The 26,869-nt window shown below is 72.8% G+C and carries 21 protein-coding genes; 8 read left to right on the top strand and 13 right to left on the bottom strand.

Annotation, left to right across the window (positions count from 1 at the left end):
- From ACW9TB_RS36385 to ACW9TB_RS36365, 5 genes are all read right to left on the bottom strand, one after another.
- On the bottom strand, positions 1 to 457 hold a 457-nt coding region (locus tag ACW9TB_RS36385; RefSeq protein WP_472752664.1), incomplete at its 3' end, for a hypothetical protein.
- Between the two features lie 299 nt (positions 458 to 756).
- Positions 757 to 3,690 carry a helix-turn-helix transcriptional regulator gene (locus ACW9TB_RS36380; protein ID WP_472752663.1) on the bottom strand — a complete coding sequence of 978 codons (2,934 nt, stop codon included), beginning with the start codon at positions 3,688 to 3,690 and terminating at the stop codon, positions 757 to 759.
- Between the two features lie 40 nt (positions 3,691 to 3,730).
- A complete protein-coding gene (locus ACW9TB_RS36375) occupies positions 3,731 to 3,973 on the bottom strand; it encodes a hypothetical protein (RefSeq protein ID WP_472752662.1) in 243 nt (80 codons plus the stop codon).
- Positions 3,963 to 6,869 (bottom strand): type 2 lanthipeptide synthetase LanM, encoded by a 2,907-nt coding sequence (gene lanM, locus ACW9TB_RS36370; RefSeq protein ID WP_472752661.1) that lies wholly within the window; start codon positions 6,867 to 6,869, stop codon positions 3,963 to 3,965. The genes ACW9TB_RS36375 and lanM overlap by 11 nt, the downstream gene beginning before the upstream one ends.
- Positions 6,870 to 7,137: 268 nt before the next feature.
- Complete coding sequence (locus ACW9TB_RS36365) at positions 7,138 to 8,241, bottom strand: hypothetical protein (protein WP_472752660.1); 1,104 nt, start codon at positions 8,239 to 8,241, stop codon at positions 7,138 to 7,140.
- 272 nt (positions 8,242 to 8,513) lie between these two features.
- On the opposite strand from ACW9TB_RS36365, the gene ACW9TB_RS36360 reads away from it, so the two are divergent.
- Genes ACW9TB_RS36360 through ACW9TB_RS36350 form a run of 3 tightly spaced genes read left to right on the top strand, consistent with a single transcriptional unit; the run spans position 8,514 to position 10,338 of the window.
- Entirely contained in the window at positions 8,514 to 9,113 is a 600-nt protein-coding gene (locus ACW9TB_RS36360) for an NADPH-dependent FMN reductase (protein WP_472752659.1), read from the top strand.
- Positions 9,110 to 9,550 carry a MarR family winged helix-turn-helix transcriptional regulator gene (locus ACW9TB_RS36355; protein WP_472752658.1) on the top strand — a complete coding sequence of 147 codons (441 nt, stop codon included), beginning with the start codon at positions 9,110 to 9,112 and terminating at the stop codon, positions 9,548 to 9,550. The genes ACW9TB_RS36360 and ACW9TB_RS36355 overlap by 4 nt, the downstream gene beginning before the upstream one ends.
- A gap of 23 nt (positions 9,551 to 9,573) precedes the next feature.
- Complete coding sequence (locus ACW9TB_RS36350; protein ID WP_472752657.1) at positions 9,574 to 10,338, top strand: SDR family NAD(P)-dependent oxidoreductase; 765 nt, start codon at positions 9,574 to 9,576, stop codon at positions 10,336 to 10,338.
- Between the two features lie 62 nt (positions 10,339 to 10,400).
- Here ACW9TB_RS36350 and ACW9TB_RS36345 read toward each other — a convergent pair whose 3' ends face one another.
- On the bottom strand, positions 10,401 to 10,814 hold the full coding sequence (locus ACW9TB_RS36345; RefSeq protein ID WP_472752656.1) for a type II toxin-antitoxin system VapC family toxin: 414 nt from the start codon (positions 10,812 to 10,814) through the stop codon (positions 10,401 to 10,403).
- Entirely contained in the window at positions 10,811 to 11,035 is a 225-nt protein-coding gene (locus tag ACW9TB_RS36340) for a FitA-like ribbon-helix-helix domain-containing protein (protein ID WP_472752655.1), read from the bottom strand. Before ACW9TB_RS36340 ends, ACW9TB_RS36345 begins: the two co-directional genes overlap by 4 nt.
- A 276-nt stretch (positions 11,036 to 11,311) precedes the next feature.
- Between ACW9TB_RS36340 and ACW9TB_RS36335 the strand changes: the two genes are divergently transcribed.
- The 5 genes from ACW9TB_RS36335 (at position 11,312) to ACW9TB_RS36315 (ending at position 19,517) form a co-directional block, all read left to right on the top strand.
- Entirely contained in the window at positions 11,312 to 14,380 is a 3,069-nt protein-coding gene (locus ACW9TB_RS36335; protein WP_472752654.1) for an aminotransferase class V-fold PLP-dependent enzyme, read from the top strand.
- A gap of 6 nt (positions 14,381 to 14,386) precedes the next feature.
- Positions 14,387 to 15,700: a cytochrome P450 gene (locus ACW9TB_RS36330; RefSeq protein WP_472752653.1), complete on the top strand. Its 1,314-nt coding sequence runs from the start codon at positions 14,387 to 14,389 to the stop codon at positions 15,698 to 15,700.
- Positions 15,701 to 15,706: 6 nt separating this feature from the next.
- Entirely contained in the window at positions 15,707 to 17,179 is a 1,473-nt protein-coding gene (locus ACW9TB_RS36325) for an anthranilate synthase component I family protein (protein ID WP_472752652.1), read from the top strand.
- A gap of 155 nt (positions 17,180 to 17,334) precedes the next feature.
- Positions 17,335 to 17,907 carry an anthranilate synthase component II gene (locus ACW9TB_RS36320; protein WP_472752651.1) on the top strand — a complete coding sequence of 191 codons (573 nt, stop codon included), beginning with the start codon at positions 17,335 to 17,337 and terminating at the stop codon, positions 17,905 to 17,907.
- A 188-nt stretch (positions 17,908 to 18,095) separates the two neighbouring features.
- Positions 18,096 to 19,517, top strand: coding sequence for a class II 3-deoxy-7-phosphoheptulonate synthase (locus ACW9TB_RS36315; RefSeq protein ID WP_472752650.1), 1,422 nt, complete (start codon positions 18,096 to 18,098; stop codon positions 19,515 to 19,517).
- Positions 19,518 to 19,597: 80 nt separating this feature from the next.
- On the opposite strand, the gene ACW9TB_RS36310 is transcribed toward ACW9TB_RS36315, so the two are convergent.
- From ACW9TB_RS36310 to ACW9TB_RS36285, 6 genes are all read right to left on the bottom strand, one after another.
- Positions 19,598 to 20,569 (bottom strand): glutathione S-transferase family protein, encoded by a 972-nt coding sequence (locus tag ACW9TB_RS36310; protein ID WP_472752665.1) that lies wholly within the window; start codon positions 20,567 to 20,569, stop codon positions 19,598 to 19,600.
- Positions 20,570 to 20,707: 138 nt separating this feature from the next.
- The gene (locus ACW9TB_RS36305; RefSeq protein ID WP_472752649.1) at positions 20,708 to 21,949 is read right to left on the bottom strand and encodes an MFS transporter; all 1,242 of its coding nucleotides are present in this window, start codon (positions 21,947 to 21,949) and stop codon (positions 20,708 to 20,710) included.
- A complete protein-coding gene (locus ACW9TB_RS36300) occupies positions 21,946 to 23,289 on the bottom strand; it encodes an NAD-dependent epimerase/dehydratase family protein (RefSeq protein ID WP_472752648.1) in 1,344 nt (447 codons plus the stop codon). Before ACW9TB_RS36300 ends, ACW9TB_RS36305 begins: the two co-directional genes overlap by 4 nt.
- A 344-nt stretch (positions 23,290 to 23,633) precedes the next feature.
- Positions 23,634 to 24,719: a methyltransferase gene (locus tag ACW9TB_RS36295; RefSeq protein WP_472752647.1), complete on the bottom strand. Its 1,086-nt coding sequence runs from the start codon at positions 24,717 to 24,719 to the stop codon at positions 23,634 to 23,636.
- Positions 24,720 to 24,742: 23 nt separating this feature from the next.
- Positions 24,743 to 25,561 (bottom strand): aldo/keto reductase, encoded by an 819-nt coding sequence (locus ACW9TB_RS36290; protein ID WP_472752646.1) that lies wholly within the window; start codon positions 25,559 to 25,561, stop codon positions 24,743 to 24,745.
- 51 nt (positions 25,562 to 25,612) lie between these two features.
- Positions 25,613 to 26,836, bottom strand: a complete 1,224-nt coding sequence (locus ACW9TB_RS36285) for an acyl-CoA dehydrogenase family protein (RefSeq protein WP_472752645.1) — start codon at positions 26,834 to 26,836, stop codon at positions 25,613 to 25,615.
- Positions 26,837 to 26,869 lie beyond the last annotated feature (33 nt).

Here is a 26,869-nt window from a genome sequence, read left to right as displayed (position 1 = left end):
GCGCCCCGTCAGCGAGCGCCCCGTCAGCGAGCGCCCCGTCAGCGAGCGCCCCGTCAGCGAGCGCCCCGTCAGCGAGCGCCCCGTCAGCGAGGGCCCCGGCCGAGGCCGCCGCCGCGTGCGCCGTGGCGATCGACGCGGCGGCCTGCGCGGCCCAGTCCGGCCGGGCGACGCGGCCCGCCAGCGCGGCGGGCTCCTCGTCCAGCAGTGAGGCCAGCTCGTCGATGGTCAGCCCGGCCGCGGCCAGCCGCCGGTCGAACTGCCCGCTCTCCAGCAGCCCGTGAGTGTTCCGCCACTCCCGCAGCCGCCAGCGCGCGGTCTCGCCGACCGACTCCGGCGACCGGCCCGCGGGGATGTCCCCACCGGCGCGCTCCAGCCGCTCGGCCAGCGTCAGCCCGCCCGCCCACCACTCCGCGCCGAGTCCGGGCGCCGCCCCCGGGGTGATTCCGTCTCCGCTCATGGTGGCACTCTGCCGACGCGCGGCGCCGGTCACATGCGGGCGCCGCCCCCATATTCGCGCGGGCTCACCGGGGCGTCATGGGGGCTTCGGCCGCATCAGACGGGGCACGTCAGTCCGGGGCGTCGGCCGCGTCAGGCGGGACGCACCAGCTCGGGACGTCATAGAGGCCTCGGCCGCGTCAGATGGGACGTACCAGCTCGGGACGCCATGGGAGCCTCGGCCGCACCAGGCGGGACGTACCGGCTCGGGGGCGTCAGCCGCATCAGGTGAGACGTACCGGCTCGGGGGCTTCGGCCGCGTCAGGTGGGGCGCATCAGTTCGGCAGCGTGCTCGTATACGGCGGCCCGGTCGGGCAGGCCCGTTTTCTGCAGCAGGCTCGCGACGTGCTTCTCCACGGTGCGGGGCGAGATGAACAGCCGCTTGCCGATGTCGACGTTGCCGCGCCGCTCGGCGAGCAGGGTGAGCACCTGGTACTCCCGTACGCTGACGCCCTGGGCGCGCAGCCCGCTCGGCACCTGTTCCCGTCCGGTACGGCGCTGCGCCACCGCCGCACCGGCCCCGCGCAGCATCGCCCGGCAGGCCCCGGTGACCGCGGGGATGCCCGCCTGGTGGAAGTACTCCTCGGCGGTGCGCAGCCAGACCAGCGGCTCGCCCCAGCCGTCCGCCAGCGCGGCCTCGGCGACCAGCCGCAGCCCCAGGTGGTGGGCGAGGGGGAACGGCCTGGCGGCCTCGGCGGCCCGGCCGAACGCGGCGAGCGCGCCCTCCGGGTCGTCCCGGCGGCCCAGCAGTACGGCCCTGGCCAGGTGCAGGAAGCTTCGGTTCCAGGCCAGTTCGGCGGCCGAGGTGGTCTCCGCGACGTCGCATTCGGCGGCGCCCGCCCGACCGGCGAGCACGTCCATGAGCACGCCGAGACCGTACCTGCCGGTGAGGTAGTAGATGGTGGGGTTGTCGTCCTCCCATTCCCGCGCCCTGGTCAGCATCTCGCCGCAGAGGTCGCGGTCCTCCTCCAGCAGCGCGCACATCGCCTGGCACAGGCCGTAGACCACCGGCATGTGCAGGCTGTTCTCGCCGCCCCACGCCCGGAACCGCTCCAGCGTGCCCTCCATGTCGGCGCGCCTGGCCTGGTGGGCCGCGAGCGTGGCCTGGGCGAGCAGGAGATACTGCGTGTAGGCGGTGTGGCCGAGCCGGATGGTGGACTCGACGCACGGGACGGCGAGTTCGCGGGCGTCCCCGTACTCCCCGCGCAGCACCCCCGTCATGACCAGGGACGCCTGGGTGGAGTGGACCAGGCTGATCGCGCCCGCCCGTGCCGCCGCCCTGCCGACCTCCTCCAGCGGCTCCCGCTCGCCGGTGCGCAGGGCGTGGTTGACGGCCAGGCGCAGCATCGCCCGCAGCTTCCACAGCTTCAGGCCGTGGGCGTCGGCGATGGACACCACCCGCGTCAGGCACCGGTCGGGCTCGTCGAACCCGCGGGTCCGGGAGAACATCGCCATCCGCTCCCACGCCTGGCAGGCCACCTCGGGGAGCGGTACGCGCTCGGCGACCTCCACGGCCCGCCGTACGAGGGCCTCCGCGGCGGCCATCCGCTGGGGGCTCTGCTGGAGGACCCCGTGGTCGGGGACGATGAGCTGGGCCTCGATCACGTCGATGGCCGCCGTACGGGCCTCGTCCGGGTTGATCTGGAGGAGCCTGCGGAGCGCCGCGACGTGCGCCAGGCCGTCGGCGGTCCCGCCGATCTCGGCGGCGACCCAGGCCAGTTTGGTACGCAGGTCCATCTCGTGCGGGATGGTCATCGCCAGGTCGCCGCTGATCGGGAGGTCCTTGGCGAGGGCGAAGGCGCGGTCGGCCTGCCCGCTCTCGGTCAGCGCGTGCAGCAGCCCCTGGAGGACGCGCGCCCGCAGGTCGGCGGGGGCGGACCCGAGCATGGCGTAGGCGCGTTCGAGCAGTGTGACGGCCAGGTCGGCGGCGCCGTCGTCCAGCAGGCGACGACCGGCGTCGGCGAGCAGACCGGCCGCGCCGAGGGTGTCCCCGGCGGTCAGGCGCAGGGTGGCCGCGATCTGGCACCATTCGCCGGGCAGCCCGGGGTGCAGGCGCTCCAGCGCGGCGGCGGCGCGGCGCGCGGTCGACGCCCGCTCGGCGGGGATCAGCGAGGAGCGCAGGGCCTCGGCCATCAGCGCGTGACGGAAGGCGTACCAGTCGCCCGCGGAGTCGTCCGGCGTGATGAGCCGCGCCCCAGTCCCGGCGCGCAGGAAGTCCATGACCTCGCGGTCGTCCAGGCCGGTGGCCTCCTGGATCGCCGGGATCGGGAAGCGGGAGCCGAAGACCGCCGCCGTACGCAGCAGTTCCTGGGCGGAGGGGCTCAGCTGTGCGGCGCGCAGCGTGATGCTGCGCACCAACGTGGTCGGCACGTCGATCGCGGGGTCGCCGTTCAGCCGCCACCGCCGCCCGTCGCGTTCCAGGGCGCCGACGTCCGCCATCGCGGCGAGCAGTTCCTCGACGACGAACGGGACGCCCGCCGTGTCGCGTTCCAGCCGGGTGAGAAGCTGCCGGGGCAGGTCGTCGGGCGAGACCTCCAGGCAGGCGGCGGTCAGCCGGGCGAGCTGCTCGGGCGGCAGGGGCGCGAGATCGACGAGGACCGCGGTCCGCCGCTGGGCGCAGGTCTCGGCGACGGACCGGGCCGGTCCGGCGTGGCTGCGCATGTTGGCCAGCAGGAAGGCGGGCACCCCCGCGAGGTTGTCGGCCAGGTACTCGACGACGGCGAGCGTGTCGGCGTCCGCGTCGTGCAGGTCCTCCAGTACGAGCAGGCAGCCGCCGTCCCGTCCGATGACGGCCAGCAGCCGCAGGACCGCCTCGGCCAGCACCATCACCGACTCCAGGTGGTCGGCGACCCCCGCCCGGCGCCACTCGGGGACCAGCGTGGTGAGCGCCGGCAGATAGGGCGCGAGGGCCGGATCGTCCGGCGGCTCCCTGGTCCTGGTGTAGGAGAGCAGCGCCTCGCACAGCGGTTTGAACGGGATGTCCGCGCTGGCGCCCCCGCCCCGTCCCCGTAGCGCGATCATTCCTGTGTCGAACGCCTGGTAGGCGCACTCCGCGGAAAGGCGGGACTTGCCTATTCCGGGATCGCCGAGCAGGAAGACCGCGCCGCCCCGGCCGTCGCGCGCGGCGGCCAGGCGCCGGTCGAGCTGCTCTATTTCCCTTTCGCGTCCGACCAGAATGGGGGAGGTAAATGACATGACGACAGGTTAACTGCCGTCATGTCACGAAAAATACTATTTATCGGGCGCTCATGGAGACGGGGTCGATGATCTCGTCGCCCATGGCCAACACCGTGTGCGCCGCGGTGTCCGGCGAGCCGAACGCGATCGTCGCCCCCGCCGTCAGCCCGGCCAGCACCAGCGCGCGGGTCACCGGGGACACCCCGGCCAGCCTGATCATGATCGCCCCGGCCGGGTTGCCCGGCCGGTCCTGCCTCGGCGCGGCCTGCTCCCCGGCGGTCGAACGGTTCTCAGCGTCCACGGATCTCTCCTTCATCAGCCGGCTGCAGCAGCAGTACCGACGGTGTCATCTCGGGAAGGGCCAGCCTGAGCAGACCGTGGCCGATGCCGGCCAGGCCGTCCAGCAGGCCCGGGGTGGGCGCGTGGCGGGGAGTCCCGCACCGCGCCCCGTAGGTGTCCAGCGAGGCCAGCAGCCTGCCGGTGTGACGGCGCAGTGACCGCCGCGCCTCGGGGTCGCCGCGCCGGGCGAGGGCGCTCAACGTCTCCAGCCGCCCCGTCTCGCCGTGGCACAGGCCGTGCTCGCCCAGCGGGACGCCGGAGATCGGGTACGCCGCCGGATCGCCCGGGAGGGCTGCGCCGGACAAAGCAGCGCCAGACAAGGCAGCGCCGGACAGAGCGATGTCGGACAGAGCAGCGCCGGACAGAGCGACGTCAGGCAAGGCAGCGCCAGACAAGGCGACGTTAGACAAGGCGGCGCCGGACAGAGCGGCGCCGGACAAAGCAGCGCCGGACAAAGCAGCGCCGGACAAAGCAGCGCCGGACAAAGCAGCGTCAGACAGAGCGGTGTCGGACAGGGCCAGGCGCACTCCCGCCCGGCCGTGGCACCAGGTGTCCCCCTCGGCCGCCCGCACGGCGGCGCCGGTGAGCAGGCGGGCGCCGTCCCGGCTCAATCCCTGCCTGGCGAGCGCCCACCCCACGCCCGCGGCGCCGAAGGCGAACCCCGGCGGCAGGTGCTCCACCGAGGGCGCCGCGGCCACCAGGCGTTCCGCGCACGCCGCCGCCACCCGGCCCGCCGCCGCCGACCCCGTACCGTGCCGGACGGCGAGCATCGCGGCCAGGCACCCGGCCAGGCCGTCGTGGACGTCCAGCGGCGCCTCGTCGGTGACGGCCGCACCGGCCGCCTCCACCGCGGGCTCCACCCAGCTCGCCACCTCGGCGTCACCGAGCAGGACACCGAGCCGCGACAGGCCGTACGCGATGCCGCCGAGGCCGCCGAATCCCCCGCAGCCCACGGCCCGCAGCAGGGCCTCGTGCGCGGCGATCCGTTCCAGCAGCGGCGGCAGGGGCCGTACCGCCATCCGGGCGAAGTCCAGATAGCGGGAGATCCCGGTGGCGCGACTCGCCTGCGCCAGGAACAGCGCGACACCGAGGTACCCGCTGGACAGCCCCGCGCCCAACGGCATGATCGTCCATCGGCCGTCCTCCACCGGCTCCAGGCCCAGCCAGTTGACGCTACGGCCGTCGCGGTGCGCGGTCGCGCACAGGTGGTCCGCGATGCCCCGCGCGGCGGCCACGAGCGCCTCCGGGTGGGGCACCATGACCGGCAGCGGCGCCTCGGACGGCTCGCCGGGCGCGTGCCGCCCGCCCGCCACCCGGACCGCCATCGACGCCCGGATGATCCACTCCTGGTTCTCCCGGTCGGCGGTGCCCAGCCTGGCCAGCTTGGCGGCCACGAGGTCCAGCCCGCTCTCCTCAGGACGCCACGGCAGCGCCCCGCCCCCGCTGTCACGGATCTCCCGCTCACCGGGGACCGCGCTGAAGTACGGGATGTCCCCCGCCCACAGGTCGGCCCGCTCGGACGGCACCGCCGCCGACCGCGCGGGGTCACCGGCCGACACGGCGTCCAGCAGGCCGAACACCTCGTCCCGGTCGGCGGTGGAGCGCATCACGTCCGGATGCGTCGACTCGGTCAGCAGCTCGCCGTAGAAGCGGGTGGGCCGGAGCAGTACGCGGACCTCGGTCCGGCCGAACCGCGCCAGTGGCCCGCGCAGCAGTTCGTCCCGCCCCGCCGCGATGGTGTCGTAGGCGCGCCGGAAACCGGCCAGCAGGCTCGGCACGTGGTCGGCGGGGTCGGCGTCCACCCCGTTCAGCGTGGGGCGGTTGGCCGATCCGGCGAAACGGACGACGCCGCGTACCAGCCGCATCGTGTCCGTCCCTGCCTCCTCCCACCGGGCCGACAGGAACGGGTACGCCCCGCCCTTGTCCCCGCCCAGGCCGGAGACGTCCAGCGCGCCCTGCTCGCCGACCAGCATCTTCGGCAGCAGCGCGGTGCGCAGGACGGAGTCTCGCAAGGCGTGCAGCGCCGGGTCGTCGGACGCCTCGGCGGGCAGCGTCGCGTGAAACAACGTCTCGACGTCGACCGGCACCGGACGGCCCGCGCGGGCGACGAGGTTCTCGTGGTGCATGTCGACGGCGTTCAACGCGTACAGCAGGGCGAGCAGCGCACCGGCGCGCACGTAGAACCGCTCCACCTCGGCCGCGTCCGCGCACGGCTCGGCCGCCACGAACTCGGTCCAGCCGTAGCCGTCCCGCGACACCGCGCGCGGGGTACGCAGGCCGAGGCCGGGAAGTCGTTCGTTGAGCCAGTCGAGCACCTCGGCGAAGCGCAGGTGCGCCTGGACGGGCCTCGGCCGGTAGACGATCTTCGCGCCGCCGGTCAGGGTCACTATGGTGACGGCGCGCCCGCCGAGATGGCTGTCCCCGGCGGCGGAGAACTCCACCGGGCTCCCGGGGTCGCCCCCCAGCAGTTCCCGCAGGTGCTCGCGATCCGCCGCGAAGCGGGTCAGGAGCTCCAGCCCCGCCTCCACCGCCTGGTCGGCGGCCTGGCGCAGCAGGCGGGCGAGGACGGGGTATTCCCCCAGCAGCCCGGCGAGCCCCTTCTCACTGCCCATCTGACCCACGAAGTCGGCGAACCGCTCGGCCGGTGTGGCTCCGGACAGCTCCTCCCTCTCCCGTCGCGCGTTCAGCTCGGACACCAGGACCCGGGAGGCGATCCACGTGAGCCGGTCCGTCAGGTCCATCGCGAACCGCTCCCGGACCGAGGCGGGCCCGAGCCCGCCCTCCAGCCGTGCCGCACCGGCGGCCAGCCGTTCCACCGCTTGCCGGACGAGTGGCCGCACCGCGTCCGACAACGTCACGTCCCGCGCCGCCTCAGGAACGACGGAACACTCCACCTCGGGAGTAGCGGGACGGACCGCGTCGTGAGGGGTGGCCCCGGCGGCGGGACGTGTCGCCGTCCGGGCTCGGGGCGGCACGACGACGGGCGGGCTCGCGGGGTTCACAGCCGTCAAGTATGGCGACCACCACGAAACGCGACATGGGTGCGATGCCCCCATATTTCGGTAAGCCCCCATCCGGCATCCGTGATGACATCCCCGGCCCGGCCTCCCCTCCGGACCTGGGACTTCAACCGGTGGCGGCGCCGGGCCGGGCCGGACCTCGCCCGCAGCGGCGGCATCCGCCACGCCTGCGCAGGTGGTAGGCGAGAGTGGCGGCGGCCAGCGCACCTCCCCAGATCGGCCAGAAGGTCTCCGGGAGCCACGCCCCCCATTCGGCCATGGCGAAACGACCGGCCACGGCCCAGCGGATGTAGGACAGTCCCGCGACCGTGATGATGATCGCGACGATGCCGGCCGGGATGACGGCGAGGAGCGGGGGGACACGCCTGCCGCGCAGGCCGGGGATCCAGCGGGGGAAGATCTCCCCCCAGCGCTGGACCAGTCCCAGCGTGAGCAGGGCTCCGCAGGCGCCGAACGTCGCCAGGTAGGCACCGGCCAGCCAGATGCCCGGGGTGTCCCTCGCCCCCTCCTCCAGGAACTCCCGGCTCACCCCCAGCGGGATGCCGAGGGCCCAGCTCCACCGCGTCGCGCAGTACACCAGGGGCACGGCGACGGCGATGTGAACGGCCGTACGCCCCCAGCGGGCCGCCGAGGCGGGAGCGGTCCACCCGTCGTGGCCGGTGCGTCCGCAGGCGGTGCAGGCCGCACGGCGTCGGCGCCGGTAGTTCAGCGCCGCCGAGGCCAGCAGCAGCCCGCCCGCGACGCACAGCAGCTGGTTGACCACCGGCCACGGCCAGGCGTCGGCCAGGGTGGCGCCGCCCGGCCGCAGGCCGAAGAGTGGTGCCACCAGCAGCAGCGGGGTATAGGCCACGCCCATCATCAGCCTGGAGTCGGGGATCACCACGACCAGCAGCACGGCCATGGGCCAGGCGAGAAGCAGGGGCACCCGGCCGGCCCGTCCGCGTCCGTCCGCCCGTGCCAGGACCAGCGAGGTGAACGCGGCCAGCACGCCGAAGGCGGTGATCCACCAGCCGCCGGGATCCGGGTTGGCGTGGGCGAGGACGGACAGGGCCCCGTCGGAATCGGGATCGGACCTTCCCCAGGGGAAGCCGGGTGCGCCGAGTGCCCACGCCAGGCCGAGCGTGCCGTAGCCGAGCGACCACAGGGCCGCCGCGTAGCCCGGCCATGCCTGCCGATGGGTGGGCGGGGGTGGGGCGGTGATCGTTGCCATGGGACCAGCTTCGTACGTCCGGTGGGTGACCGGCCATACGCCGTTCGGCGGATTGTCCTGGCCTCCGCGCCCCACGCCTGTGCCGTACGGCAGATGCGGGGGCCGCGTCGTCACGACGTTCGGCCTCGTCCGCGTCCTCGGACGCTCGGGCACTCGGCCCCGGCGATCGAGGCCGTACGGGCGGGAACGTCGAAATCCGTACCTGGCCCCGCCAGGATCGGGCGCCTACCCGGCTTGCGGCATTTCCATAGCCGACTATAAGATAGCCGACTATGGAAATAGTTGACGTACTGGCGATCTGCGGGAGCACCCGGGAGGGGTCGCACAACCGGGCCCTCCTCCAAGCCGCGCAGCGGCTGGCGGAAGCCCCGTTGCGGGTGGAGGTGTGGGACGACCACGACCGGGTCCCCCGCCTGGACGCCACTCGCGGGCGTCCCTTCCCGCAGGCCGTCGGCGCCCTGCGCGAGCGCGTGGCGGTGGCCGACGCGCTGCTGCTGGTGACACCGGAGCTGAGCCGTGGCATCCCGGGGCAGATGAAGGACCTCGTCGACTGGCTGTCGATCCTCGCGCCCCCGCGCCCGCTGGCGGGCAAGCCGGTGGTGCTGATGAGCGCGTCACCGAACCGGTTCGGCGGGGTCTTCGCCCAGCTGCAGCTCGGCGACATGCTGCGGCGGGTCGGCGCCGAGGTGCTCTCCGACCTCGATGTGGCGGTCGGCTTCGCCCACCGTCACATCGACGCCGACGGAGTCCTGACGGAGGAGGGGGCCGAGCAGGACATCGCCCGGCTGTGGCGACGCGTCCTCACCCGCGTCGCGGATGACCGACCAGCGGACAACCAACCAGCGGGCGACCGACCGGCGGTGTCGGCGTGACCGCCGGGCGGCAGATCGCGGCCGCGCGAGGGCCGATCGGCTACGCCCTCGCCGAGGTCACCAGGGCGCACCGCGCCGAGATGCAGCGCCGGATGGCCGAGCTCGGCCTGCACCTGGGCCAAGAGCTTCTCGTCGTCGACCTTCACCACAATCCCGGAACCACCCAGGCGGACCTCGTCCAGCGCATGGGCATCGAGCAGCCCACCATCGCCAAAGCGATCACCCGTATGGAGCGGGCCGGGTTCGTCGAGCGCGCCCCGGACCCCGGCGACCGCCGGGTGACCCGGCTGCGGCTGACCGAGCGCGGCGAGGCCGTGGTCGACGCGGTCGTGACCGCGTGGGCGCAGGTGGAGAGCCAGGCGAGCGCCGGGCTCGGCGAGGCCGACGCCGCGCGCCTCATCCGGCTGCTGCACACCGTACGCGACAACCTCACCTGACCTCGTACATACAGGAGAAGCACATGAAACTCGGACTCGCGGGAAAAGTCGTCCTGGTGACCGGCGCGAGCACGGCCATCGGCAGGGCCACCGCGCTGGCCTTCGCCGAGGAGAGGGCACACGTCGCCGTCGGCTACCACACCAACCTCAAGGCCGCGGAGGAGACCGTCGCCCTGGCCGAGGAGCGCGGGGCCCGGGCGATCGCCTGGCGGCTCGACCTCGGCGACCCCGGCTCGCTGGAGGCGGCGGTCGAGCACGCCCGCGACCGGCTCGGGCCGGTCGGCGTCCTGGTCAACAACGCCGTCCGCTGGCCGGACTGGCCGGAGCCGGGCGAGCTGTTCGAGACCGCGCCGGTCGAGCGGTTCAGCACGTCGGTGACCGCGAACCTGGTGGGCCCCTACCTGCTCGCCCGCGCCGTGCTGGCCGACATGCGGGCGAGCGGATGGGGCCGCGTCGTCCACGTCTCCACGGGACTGGTCGAGGACGGCTTCCCCGGCAACGTCTCCTATGTGGCCGCCAAGGCGGGCCTGCACGGCCTGACCCGCGTGATGTCCAGGGAACTCGCCTCCGCGGGCATTCTCACCAACGTCGTCATGCCGGGCTTCACCCCCGCCGACAAACCCATGCCGCGACACCTCCTCGACAAGGCGGGCGAGGCCGCCGCGACCAAGCGCGTCAGCCACCCCGACGACGCCGCGCGCATGATCGTCTTCCTGTGTTCGGCCGCCAACACCAACACCACCGGCGAGGCCGTCAGGACCGACGGCCACTTCCTCACCCCGGCCTGACCGTCCCGTACGCGGCACCGGGCAGCCCACGCGGGCCGTCCGCGAACGGGTCGCGGAACGGTCTACGGCAGCGGGGGCGGGTAGCGGTGAACCTCCGCCCGGTGCCCCGTCGATCCGGCGAACTTGGCGTCGTCGGTGAGCAGCGGCACTCCCAGCAGCTCGGCGAGGGCCACGTACATGCCGTCGTAGGCGGTGAGGTTGTTCCGCAGTTCCAGCACGCGCGACTGTAGCGGCGGCATCGGGTGGCGGACGATCCTGAGCTGGGCGTAGCGCTCCAGCATGACCTGGGCCCGCGTCTCGGAGACGCGCACCTCCGGCCTACTGGTGATCACATGCCCACGCACCACCGAGGCGATCTCGACGTCGATCAACGCCGGCGCGTGCACCTTGCGGGCCAGCCGCTGACGGAGAAGATCATCGCCTTTCACGTTCGCCAGGAGGCGGAAAACGATCGAGGCGTCCACGACCAGGCTCACCGGCGATTCTCACGTATCGTCTCGCGGACGAAGTCGGGGTCGTACGGCACCGGCTCGTCGGCGGCGATCCTGGCCATCACCTCGTCCAGCGCCGGGGTGGCCGCCTCCTCGTTCAGGAGGTCGCGCACGTAGGCCGTCAGCGATTTACCCTCACGCTCGGCCCGCGCCTTCAACGTCCGTTCCGTCGCGTCGGGGACATCCCGGATCTGTATCGTACCCATGCCACCACTTTAGCATGCAGACTGCATGCACTCTTGGGTACGGGGCCGAGCGACGCCACCAGAGGGCAGGTCAGCCTCTTCGGCGACATCCATGATCCTGCGGTGGTGACGGGAACCCGGGTGTCGCCGGGGCTCGCTTTACCTCGTTGTGCTCTCCTCCGTCTCTCGTTCCGCTCCGCGCCGGTACGGAGAGTAAGGCGAGAGGACGGCGAGAGATGCCGCTCATAGCGTCGGTCTCAGGCTTTGACAGGACTCCATCGAACGGGAGGAGACGCGATGCTGGCAGCCCGGGATATGCGGGTGACGATCGTCGGCGCCGGACCGGTCGCTTGTCTGGTGGCGATCGAACTGCGGAAACGATCATTCGAGGTGAGTCTTTACGAACGTGGCTCGGACGTGCGCCTGGCCGACGGAGCCAGAGGGCACTCGTTCAACCTGACCCTGACCAGGCGTGGGCTGACCTCGTTGGACGACCACATCGTGGACATGCTCTATCGCAACGGGGTCGTGCTGCCGCAGCGGGTCATCCACCACGTGGACGGGACGACGTCCTGCCAGCCCTACGGCACCGACCCCGACCTGCATCACCTGCTGTCGATCCCCCGGGGCCTGCTGCACGAGATGTTGCTCGACGAGGCCGAGAAGGCCGGGGCGCGGCTGAACTTCGGGTTCGAGTGCATCGGCGTCGAGCCCGCGTCGGGGTCGGCGACGTTCGTGGACGGCGGGGCGGGGATCGTGCGGACGAGCGCGGACCTGCTGATCGGCTGTGACGGCGCGAACAGCATCGTCCGCCACGAGATGTTCCGGCGCGGGGCGCAGATGCGGATCTCCCAGGACTACGTCGCCGACGGCTTCGTGGAGATCCGCATCCCCGCTCTCCCCGGAGGCGGCCACGCGCTGCTGGACGCGGCGCGCGACCCGGACCGGCCGAGGAGCCCCCGGCACGGCCTGCACATCTGGCCTCGCGGCGACTTCATGCTGCTGGCCCAGCCGAACGTGGACGGTTCCTACACAGCGGGTCTGTGGATGCCGATGATCGGCGGGGGCGGCGAGCGGCTCGGGTGGGACCGGGTGCGTACGCGGCGGGACGTGCGCGAGCTGTTCGAGTCGCACTTCCCCGACGTGGTGGACCTGGCCTCCTCGTACGCCGAGGACGTGCTCCAGTGGTCGCCCGCCCCGCTGAAGACCGTGCGGTGCGATCCCTACCACCACGGCCGCACCGTGCTCATCGGCGACTCGGCGCACACCCTGGTGCCGTTCTTCGGCCAGGGCATCAACTGCAGCTTCGAGGACGTACGGACCTTCTTCGCCCTCTTCGACCGCAACCTCGCCGAAGTCAAAACTGAAGCCGGGACCGAGCACGACGCCGAGACCGCGCTCGCCGCCACGCTGCCCGCCTACACCGAGTGGCGCAGGCCCGCGGGCGACACCATCGCCGACCTGTCGCTGGCGATGGCCTCGGAGCTCAAGGACCGCAGCGGGGACGTCGCGTTCCAGACCCGCAAACGGCTGGAGAAGGAACTGCACCTGCGGCACCCCGGGCTGTACGTGCCGCTCTACCATGCCGTGGCGTTCACCGACACTCCGTACCAGGACGCGGTGGCCCGCCACGAGCGGCACCGGGCGGTGCTCGACGAGCTGTGCTCGCGCCACGATCCCGCCGACGAGGTGGAACTGATCATCGCGGCGTACGCGGAGACGATCGGCCTTGCCGACCCCGCCCCCGCCCCCGGCTCAGGTCCCGGCCCGCGGACCGGGCGGGGCGGGGCCGGGCGGGTGGCGGAGATCGGCCGCCTCGTCCCCGCCCCCCGGACCGGGCGACCCACCGCTCCAGGCCCGCGCACGGAACCGGCCGTCGTCTCTCCCCCTCGGACGAAACAGCAGGCGGAACCCCGGGCGGGACAGAGCGTGGCGTCGGGGACGGATCTGCACCTGGACTCGGCGCAGCAAAAAGAGCTGCTCGACGTCGTGACGGCCCGTCTCATGGACTTCCACGAGGACCTGAGCAAGGGCAACCACCCCGCCTGGTACCGGGTCGCCGCCGCTGAGCCGCCGCGCGCCGAGCAGCGGGCCCCGCGTACCGGCACGGCCGTCGCCACCCTGCTGGACGAGATCTTCGACTCCGCGCTCCCCGACGGGATGATGCACCCCCACCCCGGGTTCATGGCCCACGTCCCCTCGGGCGGGCTGTTCCAGGGGGCCGTCGGCGAGTTCGTGGCCCGCAGCCTCAACCGGTTCGCGGGCGCCTGGGCCGCCGCGCCGGGTTTCGCCCGGCTGGAGACCAACGTCATCGACTGGTTCTGCTCGCTGATGGGCTACGGCGAGGGCTCGTTCGGCTACCTGACCACGGGCGGGTCGATCGCGAACTTCATGGCGCTGCGGTGCGCGCTGGAGCGCCTCCCCGAACACCAGCACCACCGGGCGGCCGTGTACGTCTCCGAGCAGGGGCACTTCTCCGTGGCCAAGGCCGAGCGGCTGGCGGGCATCGGCGCCGGGGGCCACCGGACCGTGCCCACCGACGGCGCGTACCGCATGGACCTCGTCGCGCTGCGCGAGATGATCGAGCGGGACGTGCGGTACGGCACGCCGCCCGCCTGCGTCGTGGCCACCGCGGGCACCACGAACACCGGCGCGGTGGACGACCTGCGCGCCGTCGCCGCGCTGTGCCGCGAGTACGGCGTCTGGTTCCACGTCGACGCCTGCTTCGGCGGTTTCTTCCGCCTGACCCGGCGCGGGCGGGTGCTGCTGGACGGCATCGAGGAGGCCGACTCGATCGCGGTCGACGCGCACAAGTCGCTGTTCCTGCCGCACGGCAGCTCCGCGTTGCTGGTGCGGGACAAGACCACGCTCAAGCAGGCGTTCGCCATTCCCGACGCCGCCTACATCCCGGAGCTGTCGCAGGACGACGACCGCCCCGACTTCATGGACTACGGCCCGGAGCTGACCCGCGAGTTCCGCGGCCTGACCGCGTGGCTGCCGATCAAGATGCACGGTATCGACGCCTTCGAGCGGTGCCTCGACGACAAGCTCGACCTCGCCGAGGAGCTGGCCAGGCGGCTGGCCGAGGTGGACGGGATCGAGATCGTCTCGCGGGGAGAGCCGCACCTGCCCACGGTGGCGTTGAAGGTGTGTGTGGACAGCGGGGCCGACGAGGCCGACCGGCTCACCGAGCGGGTCTGCGAGCTGATCTGCTCCCGGGGAAACATCTACGTGGCGACCTCGGAGCTGCCGCACGAAGGACACGTGATCCGCGCGTGCATCATGCACCACCAGACCGACGCGGGGGTCATCGACCAGTTCGTCGAGGACGTTCGCTGGGCCCTGCGCAGGCTCGGAGAGGAGTAGAGGACGATGTTGAGCACACCCGTACGGCAGCTTCCCCCCGGCCCGGACGAGCCGGTCGCCGAGCAACTCGCCGCGTTCGAACAGGACCCGTTCGGATGCGTCGAGCGGATGACCCGGCGTTACGGCGACATGTTCACCCTGCGCCTGGGCGCGCTGGGCAACGAGGACCTCACCGCGGTCGAGCACGGCGGCGACTGGGTGTTCCTCACCCTGCCGGACCAGCTGAAGGTGATGTACGGCTCGGACGACCGGACCAGCGGCGCCCTGGCCAACAAGGTGTTCTTCGGCACCGAGGAGGAGTCCGTCGGCTACATCGACGGCACCATGCACCGCAGGCGCCGCGCCCAGCTGCACCCCGCCTTCAGCGGCAGCCGCGACTACGCCGCGATCACCGCCGACGCGGTCGACGCGCACGTGGCGCGGTGGCCGCGAGGGGTGCCGTTCGACCTGTTCACCGCGTTGCAGGCGCTGACGAGCGACATCATCGTCGAAGTGGTCTGCGGCGGGATGAGCGCCGAGGACAAGACCGCCCTCGCGGCGCTGCTGCTCCCCATGGAGAACGCCGCGTGCGGGCGCGAGGAGGTCCTGGCGGCCGACCGGGCCGTCCGTGCCTTCGTCGACGAGCGCCTGCCAGGACACCTGGAGCGTTGCGCGGAGGCGGGCGTGGACGACGTCTTCGCCGCCCTGCTCCGCCACGCCGCCGGGGGCGACGAGTCCCTGACCGACGAGGTGGTACGGGACGAGGTGTTCAGCCTGCTGTACACCGGTTTCTCCACCACGGCCAACACCCTGTCCTGGGCGTTCCTGCACGTGCTCGACGACGACCGGGTCCGCGGGGAGCTGGGCCGTGAGCTCGGCGACCGCTTCCGCTCCCGCCCGGTGCGCGCCCAGGACTTCCGCGGGCTCGACTACCTCGACGCCACGCTCATGGAGGCGTTGCGGCTGCACCCGGTCTCGGCGCTCAACGGGGTGCGCATGGTCGTCTCGCCGATGCGGATCGGCGACTACGAGCTGCCGCCGGGGACGTTCCTGGTCCACTGCGCGTACCTGCTGCAGCGCGACCCTGGCCTCTACCCGGAGCCGTCGCTGTTCCGGCCCGAGCGGTTCGTGGACGCCTCCGTGGACCCCTACGTGTGGGGCGCGTTCGGCGGGGGCGCCCGTACCTGCGTGGGGCGCGGATACGCCCGCGCGGAGATGCGCATGATCTTGGCGATGGTGCTGTCCTCGGTCCGCATGCGCGCGGCCGGGCCGATCCCGCCCGCCCGGCAGCAGGGCATCTTCATGGCGCCCGAGCGGACCCGATGCGTTGTCGAGGAGTAGGCCCTGATGACCTTTTCACCCACGCGTGCCGCCTTCGGCCTGGACACCGTGCCCGGTTGCGCCGAGGCCGGGGCCCTGGCGCGTGACCACGCCGTCATCCCGGTGTACCGGGAGTTCCTGGCCGACGCGCTGACCCCGATCACCGTCTTCGCCCGGCTCTGCGGGCCTGACGACACCGGATTCCTGCTGGAGAGCGTGCCCGTCAGCGGTGACATCGGCAGATACTCCTACATCGGGTACCGGCCCCGGCTGCTGGACCCGCCGGTGGGCGACCCGCTGGCCGCGCTGCGCGACATCGCCGCGACGCGGGCCGCCCCGGTGCCCGGGGTGCCGCCGTTCCACGGCGGGGTGGTCGGCTACCTCGGCTACGAGGCCGCGAGCCGTTTCGAGCGCCTGCCGGTTCCCGGCGGACCCGCGCCGGGGGTGCCGGAGTCGGCGTTCATGGCCGCGGAGGACATGGTGGTGTTCGACCACGCCACCCGCAAACTGCTGGTCCTGACGCTGTACCGGCCCGGCCGCGAGTCCTACGGGGACGCGGTGGAGAGGCTGGACCGGATGGGCCGGTGCCTGCGCTCCGCGCCCTCGGCCCCCGAGCTCGTCGGCCGGGCCACCCGGTCGCGGCCTCGTACCGCGCCGGACAGCGAGGGGTGGCGCTCCAACGTCACCCAGGAGGAGTTCGAGCGGCGGGTCACACGGGCCCGCGAGTACATCGCCGCGGGTGACGCGTTCCAGATCGTGCTCTCCCAGCGGTTCTCCCGGCCGCTGCGCGCCACCCCGCTGGACCTGTACCGGCACCTGCGCGCGGTGAACCCGTCGCCGTACATGTACCACCTGAGCCTCGGCGGGGGACGTCACGTCGTGGGCGCCTCCCCGGAGCTGCTGGTGCGCACCGACGGCCGCACCGCCCGTACCAAGCCGCTGGCGGGGTCCCGGCCGCGCGGGGCGACCCCGCACGACGACCTGGCCCTGGAACAGGACCTGCGCGGTGACGCGAAGGAGCGCGCCGAGCACGTCATGCTGGTCGACCTGGGCAGGCACGACATCGGCCGGGTGTGCTCCCCCGGCACCGTACGCGTGGAGCGCCTGATGGAGGTGGAGCGCTTCTCGCACGTGATGCACCTGTCCTCGACGGTGGCCGGAGAGCTGCTGCCGGAGGCGACCTGCCTGGACGCGCTGCGCTGGGCCTTCCCCGCGGGGACGCTGAGCGGCGCGCCGAAGATCCGCGCCATGGAGATCATCGCCGAGCTGGAGGAGGAGCGCCGCGGCGTGTACGGCGGCGCGATCGGCTTCGTCGGCGTCGGCGACAAGGCCGACCTCGCGATCGGCCTGCGGACCATGGTGATCGCCGACGACACGGTGTACGTCCAGGCGGGCGCGGGGATCGTGGCCGAGTCCGACCCGACCGCGGAGTATCTGGAGACCCTGCACAAGGCCAACGCGCTGTTCAGCGCGGTACGCGAGGCGGAGGCCGCGACATGAACGCGCCCCCCGGCGGAACGGAGGCCACGACGTGAACGCGACCCCCGGCGAGGCGGAGGCCGTGAACGCGACCCTCACGAACGCGCCGTCCGGCGCGGCACGCGAGACGGAGACCACGGCATGAACGCGACCCCCAGCGGAACGGAGGCCACGGCATGAGCGCGTCCCCCAAGGTGGCGGTGATCGACAACTACGACTCCTTCACCTACAACCTGGTCCACTATCTCGCCGAGCTCGGCGCCGCGGTGTCGGTGTTCCGCAACGACGAGACGACGATCGGCGGGCTGGCCCGCCACGACATGCTGGTGATCTCCCCCGGCCCCCGCACCCCCGCGGAGGCCGGTCTGTCGGCACCGGCCGCGCGGGCGCTCACCGGCCGGATGCCGGTGCTGGGCGTCTGCCTGGGCCACCAGGGCATCGCCGCGGCGTACGGCGCCGAGGTGGTGCGGACGGCACCGATGCACGGCAAGGCCTCGACGATCAGGCACGACGGCACGGGGGTCCTGTCCGGCCTGCCCAACCCGTTCACCGCCACCCGGTACCACTCGCTGGCGGTGGACCACGCGACCCTGCCCGACGAGCTCGTGCCCACCGCGTGGACCGACGACGGTGTGCTGATGGGGCTGCGTCACCGGTCGCACCCGACCTTCGGCGTCCAGTTCCATCCGGAGTCCGTGCTCACCCCCATGGGCAAGCGGCTCATGGCGAACTTCCTGGAGAGCGGATGACCTTTCTGGAGAGCGGATGACCGCCCCGCCGGGGAGACCGGCACGCGGCGGGCCGCGGACACCACAGCCCCCGTGCCCCCTTTGACTTCCGTGGCCTTCGTGGCTCCCGTGGCTGAGAACGGCGACCGCGACGCGTCACCCGAGAGCGGACGCGATCGCACAGATCTGGTGAAGGAGTTGTCAGCGGCATGCAGATGATTGATGTTCCGACCGGTGGAGCCCCTCCCCTGCCGTCGGCCCGTACCGGCGCGCACCTGCCGCCGGTCGGCTGGCGTCCGGACTCCTGGCGCGAGCTGCCCATCTCCCAGCAACCCGACTGGGCCGACCCGGGCGGGCTGGGCCGCGTCCTCGACGAGATCTCCCAGCTTCCGCCGCTGGTACTGCCCGGCGAGATCGAGGACCTGCGGGCGGAGCTGGCCCGCGTCGCGGACGGCCGCGCCTTCTTCCTCCAGGCGGGTGACTGCGCGGAGCGGTTCGCCTCCTGCATCGAGAACGGGGTACGCGGCAAGCTCCGGCTGATCCTGCAGCTGGCGATCCTGCTGTCCTACGGCTCCGGCCTGCCGGTGGTCAAGGTCGGCCGGATCGCCGGGCAGTTCGGCAAGCCGCGCAGCAGCCCGACCGAGATCGTCGACGGTGTCGAGCTGCCCGTGTACCGGGGCGACATCGTCAACGACACGGCGCCCACCCGGGCCGCCCGTACCCCCGACGTCGAGCGGCTGCGCAGCGCCTACCACCACGCGTCGGCGACGCTGAACGTGTTGCGCGCTCTCCTCCAGGAGGGCTTCGCCGACCTGGAGCAGGTGCACGCCTGGAACCAGGAGTTCGTGCGGCGCAACCCGGCGGCCCGGCAGCACGAGGACGTCGCCGCCGACATCGCGTGGGCGCTGCGCTTCATGTCCGCGTGCGGTGCGGAGAGGCCGGACCGGAGCGCGCCGCAGGACCACCTCTACACCTCGCACGAGGCGCTGCTGCCCGGCTGGGAGGAGGCTCTGACCAGGCCCGACACGGAAACGGGAGCCTGGTACGGCACCAGCGCCCACATGCTGTGGGTGGGCGACAGGACCCGCGGGCGCGACGGCGCGCACATCGAGTACCTGTCCGGGATCGCGAACCCGATCGGGGTGAAGATCGGGCCGGACGTCACCCCTGCCGAGCTGCGGCTCCTGTGCGAGCGGCTGGACCCCGGCCACGCGCCCGGCAGGCTGGTGCTGATCAGCAGGCTGGGCGCCGACCGGGTACTCGACCTGCTCCCGCCGCTGGTCCACGAGATCCAGGCGACCGGGCGGCCGGTGGTGTGGGCCTGCGACCCCATGCACGCCAACACCTTCCGCTCACAGAGCGGCTACAAGACGAGGCGGCTGTCGGACATCACCCGCGAGATCGCGGGGTTCTTCGCCGTGCACCGGGCCGCGGGCACCTTCCCCGGCGGCATCCACCTCGAACTGAGCGGCGACGACGTCACCGAGTGCCTCGGCGGGGTGGAGGAGGTGCTCGACATGCATCTCGGGCACCGGTACGAGACCGCGTGCGACCCCCGGCTGAACGCCGGCCAGTCCATCGAGCTGGCCTTCGCCGTGGCGCGGCTGCTGCGGCAGCACTGCGCGACCTGACCCCGTGCCGTGACCCTGAACCTGATCCGCCCCGGCTCCGGAAAACCGGAGCCGGGGCGGATCAGGTCATGCCGGGGAGATCAGGCCACGCGTCCCCGGGAGGGCACGGCCTCCGCGCCAGGCGGCGGCCCCGGCGGGGTGCCGTCCCCGAACGGCCTGCCGCCGAGACGCTCGCGGCCGTGCGGGGTGAGCCAGCCGGACAGGTCCGGGCCACCGGGCACGATGTGATGGGGATTGTTCTCGTCCAGCACGATGTGGTAGTGGCGCTTGATGTGGTCGAAGTCGACCGTGTCGCCGAAGCCGGGGGTCTGGAACAGGTCACGCGCGTACGCCCACAGCGACGGCATCTCCGTGAGCTTCGACCGGTTGCACCGGAAGTGCCCGTGGTAGACCACGTCGAAGCGCACCAGCGAGGTGAACAGCCGGATGTCGGCCTCGGTGATCGTGTCGCCGACCAGGTAGCGGCGGGTCCGCAGCCGCTCCTCCAGCGCGTCCAGGCGGGCGAACAGCGCGTCGTAGGCCCGCGAGTACGCCTCCTGGGTGGTGGCCATGCCCGCCTCGTACACCCCGATGTTGACGTCGCGGAAGACCAGCTCGTTCAGCTCGTCGATCTCCGCGCGCAGCGGCCCGGGGTACAGGTCGGGGGCGCCGGGGCGGGCGAGGGCCGTCCACTGGGTCGCCAGGTCCAGCGTCATCCTGCCGAAGTCGTTGGTGACCAGGCGCCGGGTGCCCACGTCGACCATCGCGGGAACGCTGAACCCGCCGTCGTAACCGGCGTCGGCGGCCAGGTACGCCTCACTGAGGTAGCGGTAGCCGAGGACGGGATCCCTGCCGTCGGGGCCGAGGCCGAAGTTCCAGCCCCGGTCGTCCTGGATGGGATCGACGAGGGCCAGCGAGATCGCGTCCTCCAGGCCGAGCAGCCTGCGGGTCACCACGGCCCTGCTGGCGAACGGGCACGCGCGGCTCGCGACCAGCCGGTAGCGGTGCGGTCCCGCGGGCCAGGCCGAGTCCGGATCCGCGGTGATCCGGGCGTCGAAGCGGCTGGGAGACATCACGGACCCGGACTCTGTCGCGGACTCGGCTCCGGACTCTGCTTTGGACTCTGCGGTCAACTCGGCTCCATGGAATCGTGGTCGGTGGAATCGTGGTCGGTCTCTCCGACGGAGAACTTCCCCGTACGGGCCGGGGCATTACGACTTCAGGGAATCCACGGGGACCGGGGCCGCCGCGCGGCGCGACCGTACCCTGGCGGAGAGCGCCACGGCGGTCGCGACGTTGACCGCGGCCATCGCCAGGCAGAGCAGCGGAAGCCCGCCCAGGGAGAGCAGCGGCCCGGCGAGACCGAGGCTGCCTGCCGCGGCGGCGGCGCCCATGGCGAGCTCGCCGAGCCCCTCCGCGCGGTGGCGCAGCGGTTCCGGCGTCACCTCCACCAGCCACATGCTGCCGCTGACCAGGTGCAGGTTCCAGGACACCCCGACCAGCGCCAGCAACGCCAGGTCGGAGCCGATGCCGCCGCCGAGCACGCCGAAGGCGAGCGAGCCGGTCATGCACAGCGCCGCGGCCAGTGCCACGGGGCGGGGGCCGAACCGCCTGCACAGCGCCGCGGAGACCGGCGCGAAGGCGAACATCGCGCCGATGTGCAGGGCGGCGAACATGCCGACCGCCTGAAGGCCCCACCCGTTGTGCTGCAGGTGGTTCGGCACGGAACCCATGATCGCGACCATGGACAGGTTGCCGGTGCCCAGGACCAGCAGCGGCAGCAGCCGTCCCGGCCCGCGCCCGGCGGCCGGACTGTCCGTCGCGGACGCCTCGGACGCCTCGGACGCCTTGGACACCTTGGGCCCGCCGCCACCGCGCAGCCTGAGCAGGATCAGCGAGGCCAGCGGGAACACCACCACCGCGAGCAGGTGCAGACCCGTCTGCGGGGGCAGGCCCGCCGCCTCCGCCACCGCGCCGGTCGGGCCGAGCAGCACGGGCCCGAGGACCGCGCCGACGGTGACGGCCGCGACCGCCAGGCCCATCGCCTGCGGGGCGCGGCGCTCGTCGACGAGGTCGGTGGCCAGATACCGGCCGAGCATCACGCCGGTGGTGCCCGCGCCCAGGAGCACGGTGCCGGCCAGCAGGCTCGCCAGCCCCCAGTGCACGGAGAACACGACGACGGCCGCGCCCACGGTCGCGCAGAGGTTGCAGGCGGCCGGGCCCCACACGCGCCCGAGCCGCCGCATGATCGCGCCCGCGGCGGGACCGGCCAGCGCCGACCCGGTGACCAGCGCGCCCATCGCCGTCGGGCCGTACGCCGCGGATCCGGTGATCAGCTCGGCGAGCAGGGGGCCCGCGGTGGCGCCCGCGGCCAGCCCGAGCGATCCGACGATCTGGCTCAGGCAGAGCAGCAGGACCGTTCCAGGGAGACGGTTTCGTTTCGAGGTGCTCATCGGGTCGCCCACCACCTGACACGGTCGTTGACCATCCGGTCCGTCGCCGTCATGTGCTCGCGGTGAGGTTCGCTCAGGTGCGCGACGCGGCGTACGACGGACCTCGGCGTCTGTGCCAGGCCGGCCTCCAGCAGGGTGCGCGCGAACCGGTCGAACGCGTCGGCCATGTCGTGCTCCCGGGGGCCCAGGCAGAGCCCGGCGAGATGGTCGAGCTGCCGTACGGCCGCGGCGGGCAGCCGGAACCGGCAGGCCACCACGTCGACGTCCGGCGAGGTCGACCGCTCGGCGCCGGACGCCTCGAAGGCGTTGAACAGCGGGCTGATCCCGGTGAGACCCGCCTGGCCCGTCAGATCCGGGCAGTGCTGGGGCGGTCTGCCCGTCACGTCGTCGGCGATGCGCATCGCCGTCACCCCTTCCTCTCTCATCACCCCGACCGCCAGGTCCAGGGAGGTCGCGGGTAAGGCAAGGTCCCGGACGGCGTGCACGGCCGCCGCGCCGTCCCGGGCGCCGGTCGCCGCCACCAGCAGCAGCTGTACGGCCTCCCGCGCGGACTGCAGGTGGAATCGCCGGGTCGGCGCCGGTAGCCACAGCACCGTCCCCTCGCGGCACGAGCGGCGGAACCGGCGCAGCAGCGGCGAGTCGTCGGCGACGTGGGCGAGACGCGCGATGACGGCGTTCACCCGCCCCCGCGCCGCGGCGTCGGCGACGATCAGCTCGATGGCCCGTTTGCTGGCCGACCGGGCGTCGTGGGCGTAGAGGAGCAGGGACTCCTCGGTGGAGGCGACGACCAGGACGCCGACCCGCGCGGCGGCGCAGGCGTCCACGACGTGGCGGGTGCCCAGCACGTCGGTACACACCGAGTCGTGGGTTTCGTGTTCGGCCGTTCCCGTGACGGGGCGCGTGTCCAGGTGGAAGACGACGTCGGGGCGGATGCCGGCGATCAGCCGGGACACCCGCTCCCGGTCGCGGACGTCGAGGACGCGGTGCTCGGCGCCGTCCACGGAGGCGTCCGGCGAGAGACCGGCCGTCAGCAGCCTGCCCGGCCCCATGTCCGCGAGCCCGGCGACCAGGGTGCCGCCGATACGCCCCTCGGACCCGATGACCAGCACGGTGCGACCGCCGATCAGGTCGCGTACCCGCCGGTACGGCACGCCGACGTCCCGTCCGGCCGCCGCGAGGACGTGCCGGTAGCGCGCGTCACCCGCCGGGTACGTCGCGGTCAGCTCGGTGGTCAGCTCCCGCAGCCTGCGCTGGGCGGCGTGGTCCAGCGCGCGGCGCCACGCGGGGGCGATGTCGCGGATCTCGTCGAGGATTCCCTCGATACGCCGTGCGGCACTCATCTCGATGACTCCTGTACGGCAGGCAGGACCGGGTTGGGACCCGGGGCTCTGGACCCGGGCGCTCCCGACGCTAGTCCGGCGTGTTCTCGCTCCGCTCTCCACGACGGAGAGCCTGGGCGGAGAGCCCTCGCGGGAAGCCCGGACGGGGAGCGCGCGGACAGGGCACGTACGGACAGGGGTCCGGGAGCCCGCCGGAGGGGAAGCGCGGGCGAGGATTTCGGGGCCGGGATCTCGGAGGTCGGGATCTCGGGGCCGGGACTTCGGGGACCGGGCGGCGGCCGGGACTTCGGGACCGGGCGGCGGCCCGGACGGGCCCGGGTGGGCGGCCCGTCCGGATCCCCGGCTCATCCCGTGGCGGGAGTCCGCTTGGTCCCGCTGATCACTCCGTGCGGGGTCCAGGTCTCCCCGGGAAGCCTGCGCACCTCGTCGAAGCCCGTCTCACGCATCCACCGCTCGTAGTGGCTCCAGCTGTAGATCATGCTGCGCGGCGCGGTGAGCGTGGCGAAGTAGGCGTTGTCCAGCGCCGAGTAGAGCGGGCCGTCACCGGTGTCGCCGGACATCACGTTGAACACCATGACCCTGCCGCCCTCGGGCAGCGCCGCGTGCGCCTTGCGCAGCAGGCCGAGGTTCTGCTCCGGGGACCAGATGACCAGCTGGTTGGCGAACAGCACCGCGTCGTGGCCCTGGGGGTACGGGTCGTTGAAGATGTCGCCCACCCGCACGTCGATGCGGTCGCTCAGGCCGTTGTCGGCGATCTTGCGCCGGGCGATGTCCACCGCGCCCGGCAGGTCGAGCACGGTGAACTCGACCCCGGGGTTGGCGCGGGCCAGCTCGATCGCGTTGACCCCGTCACCGCCGCCGACGTCGAGCACCCTGCTCACCCCGGTGAGGTCCGCCTTGGCGACCAGGACCGGGTTGGACAGCAGCGACCAGGACCGCATGCAGCGATAGAACAGCCGCTCCAGCTCCGGCGTCTCGGGCAGCCGGTGGTACAGGTCGTCGCCCGTCCCCGCGAACCGGGCGAGCCCGGCGTTGGTGTTCTCCCGCAGGGACTCGACGAGGTCCGCGAGCGGGAGGTAGACGAGCTGGGCCTGGAAGGCGACGATGTCGGCCACGACCTCCCAGGAGCCGTCCTCGAACATCTCCCGGATCACCGCGCAGTTGCGGTAGCGCCCGCCGGTCGCCTCGGTGAGCCCGAGGGCGGTGACGCCCAGCAGCAGGATCTCCGCCGGTCGCGACTCCAGCCCGAGCGCGCCGCCGACCTCCTCCGCGGCCAGTTCCCCCTTGTCGTGCAACAGGGCGAACAGGCCCAGCTCGCAGCCCGCGTTGAGCATCTGGAACGCCGCCGCCCCGAACAGCGGGCCGACGAGGTCCTCGCGTGACCGCACCTTCCGGGGGCCCTGGGGGCCGTGATGGTTCTGAAAGGACACCGCGTTCTCCTCCCGTGGGGCCGTCACGACACGTCGAACAGCGTGCCGGGGACGGGGTGGCATCTCTGCTCGTCGCCCAGGTCGTCCAGCCGCGCCATCTGGGACTCGTCGAGGGTGAAGTCGAACACCTGGATGTTGGCGCGGATGCGCTCGGGCTTGGCCGACTTCGGGATGACGACGATGTCGTGCTGCAGGTGCCAGCGCAGCACGACCTGCGCGGGGGTCCTGCCGCACTCCTCGGCGATCTCCACCGCCGTGGGGTGCTGGAGCAGCCCCTGGTCGCGGCCGATGGGGCTCCAGGCCTGCGTCACGATGCCGCGCTCGGCGTGCGCGGCGCGCAGCTCGTGCTGCGGGTACAGGGGGTGCAGCTCGATCTGGTTGATCGAGGGAACCACGGAGCACTCCTCGGCCAGCCGGTCGAGCTCGGCGACGCCGAAGTTCGACACGCCGATCGACCGGACGCGGCCGTCGGCCCGCAGCCTCTCGAACGCCCGCCAGCTGTCCACGTACCGGTTCAGCGCGGGGCGCGGGAAGTGGATCAGGTACAGGTCGAGGTAGTCGAGGCCGAGCCTGTCCATGCTCTCGTCGAAGGCCCGCAGGGTCGCGTCGTAGCCGTGGTCGTCGTTCCACAGCTTGGTGGTGACGGCGAACTCCTCGCGGGGAACGTCGCTGTTGGCGATCGCCTTTCCGACTCCGGCCTCGTTCTGGTAGGCGGCGGCGGTGTCGATCAGGCGGTAGCCCTCCTCGATCGCCGTCGTCATCGGTTCCACCACCTGGTCGGCGGGGATGAGGAACACCCCGTACCCGAGCCGCGGGATGGACACGCCATCGTTGAGGGACACGTGCGGGATCGTGGTCACGGCAGGTTCGTCCTTCCTGTTCGGGGGCCGTTGTCAGGAGTAGCGGCCGGGCTCGGGAACCTCGTCCAGCAGCTGGTACAGGCCGACCTCGCGGCGCTGGTAGGCCACCGGGTGGTGCAGCGTGTGGGTACGGGCGTTGCGCCAGAACCGGTCGAAGCCGAACCGGTTCGCGGTGGAGCGGGCCCCGGTGACCTCGAAGATCCGTGAGGTGACCTCGAGCGCGACCTCGTCGGCCCGCGCCTTGACCGCCGCGGTCCGCACCTTGTACTCGCCGCGGATCCGGGGGGTGACCGAGTCGGGGTCGCGGTGCAGCGCCATGCCCTCCTCGGCGACCTGGTCGGCCAGCGCCTCGGCGGCCCAGAGCTTGGCGGTGAGGTCGCCGATGGTGTCCTGCACGCGGGGCTCGTCGACGGTGCGCTCGTAGCCGCCCCAGCCCCGGCCCGTCTGGGTGTAGTCGATCGCGGCGCGCAGCGCGCCCCCGGCCACGCCCAGCCAGATGTTGCAGAACAGGAGCTGGCCGGTCGGCACGTTCGTGGTCGCGTAGGTGCGGGGGTTGAACACCTTGTCCCGGTAGCCCAGCGCGTCCTCCCAGGGCACCCTGACGTCGCGGATGGTGATCCCGCCGCTCTCGGTCAGGCGCTGGCCCATGTTGTCCCAGTTGTTGTGGTGGACGATGCCCGGCTGGTCGGTGGGTACGACGGCCAGCACGTGGTCCGTACCGTTCAGCACGCCTTCCAGCACCGTGTGGTCGGAGACCTTCACCCCGGTGCAGAAGTGCTTGCTGCCGTTGAAGACCAGGTGGTCGCCCTCGTCGGTGGCGACCACGTCGGCGTCGCGCGGGTTGAGGGCGCACCCGAAGAACCAGTTGCCCCGGGTGGCCTCGATCTCCAGCCGCCGGATCTGCTCCTCGGTGCCCAGCCACCGGGGCAGCCAGCACCACGTGTAGTGGTCGCCCAGCAGCTGGCCGATCGACCCGTCGGCCGAGGCGACCGCCCGCACGACCCGGTAGGCCGTCGGCCATTCCTGCCCGGCGCCGCCGTGCTCCACGGGACCGAAGATCGGTACCAGTCCCGACTCCTTGAGGATCTGGATCTCCTCGTGCGGCGTCTGGTTGGCGCGGTCGCGTTCGGCCGCGCCGACGCTCAGCACGTCGGCGACCTCCCGGGCGCGGTCGATCCAGCCCGTCGGCGTGTCCGGCCTGGCCGACCAGTCCGGCCGGGGTATGGCTCCCGCGGGGGCGGGCGTGGTGATGGTCACGTTCTCTCCTTGAGGTGTCGAGGGGGTCGGGGG

Source organism: Streptosporangium sp. H13245, assembly GCF_055690525.1.
The sequence above is the reverse complement of the archived record's forward strand: the minus strand, read 5'-3'. Positions and strand labels throughout refer to the sequence as shown.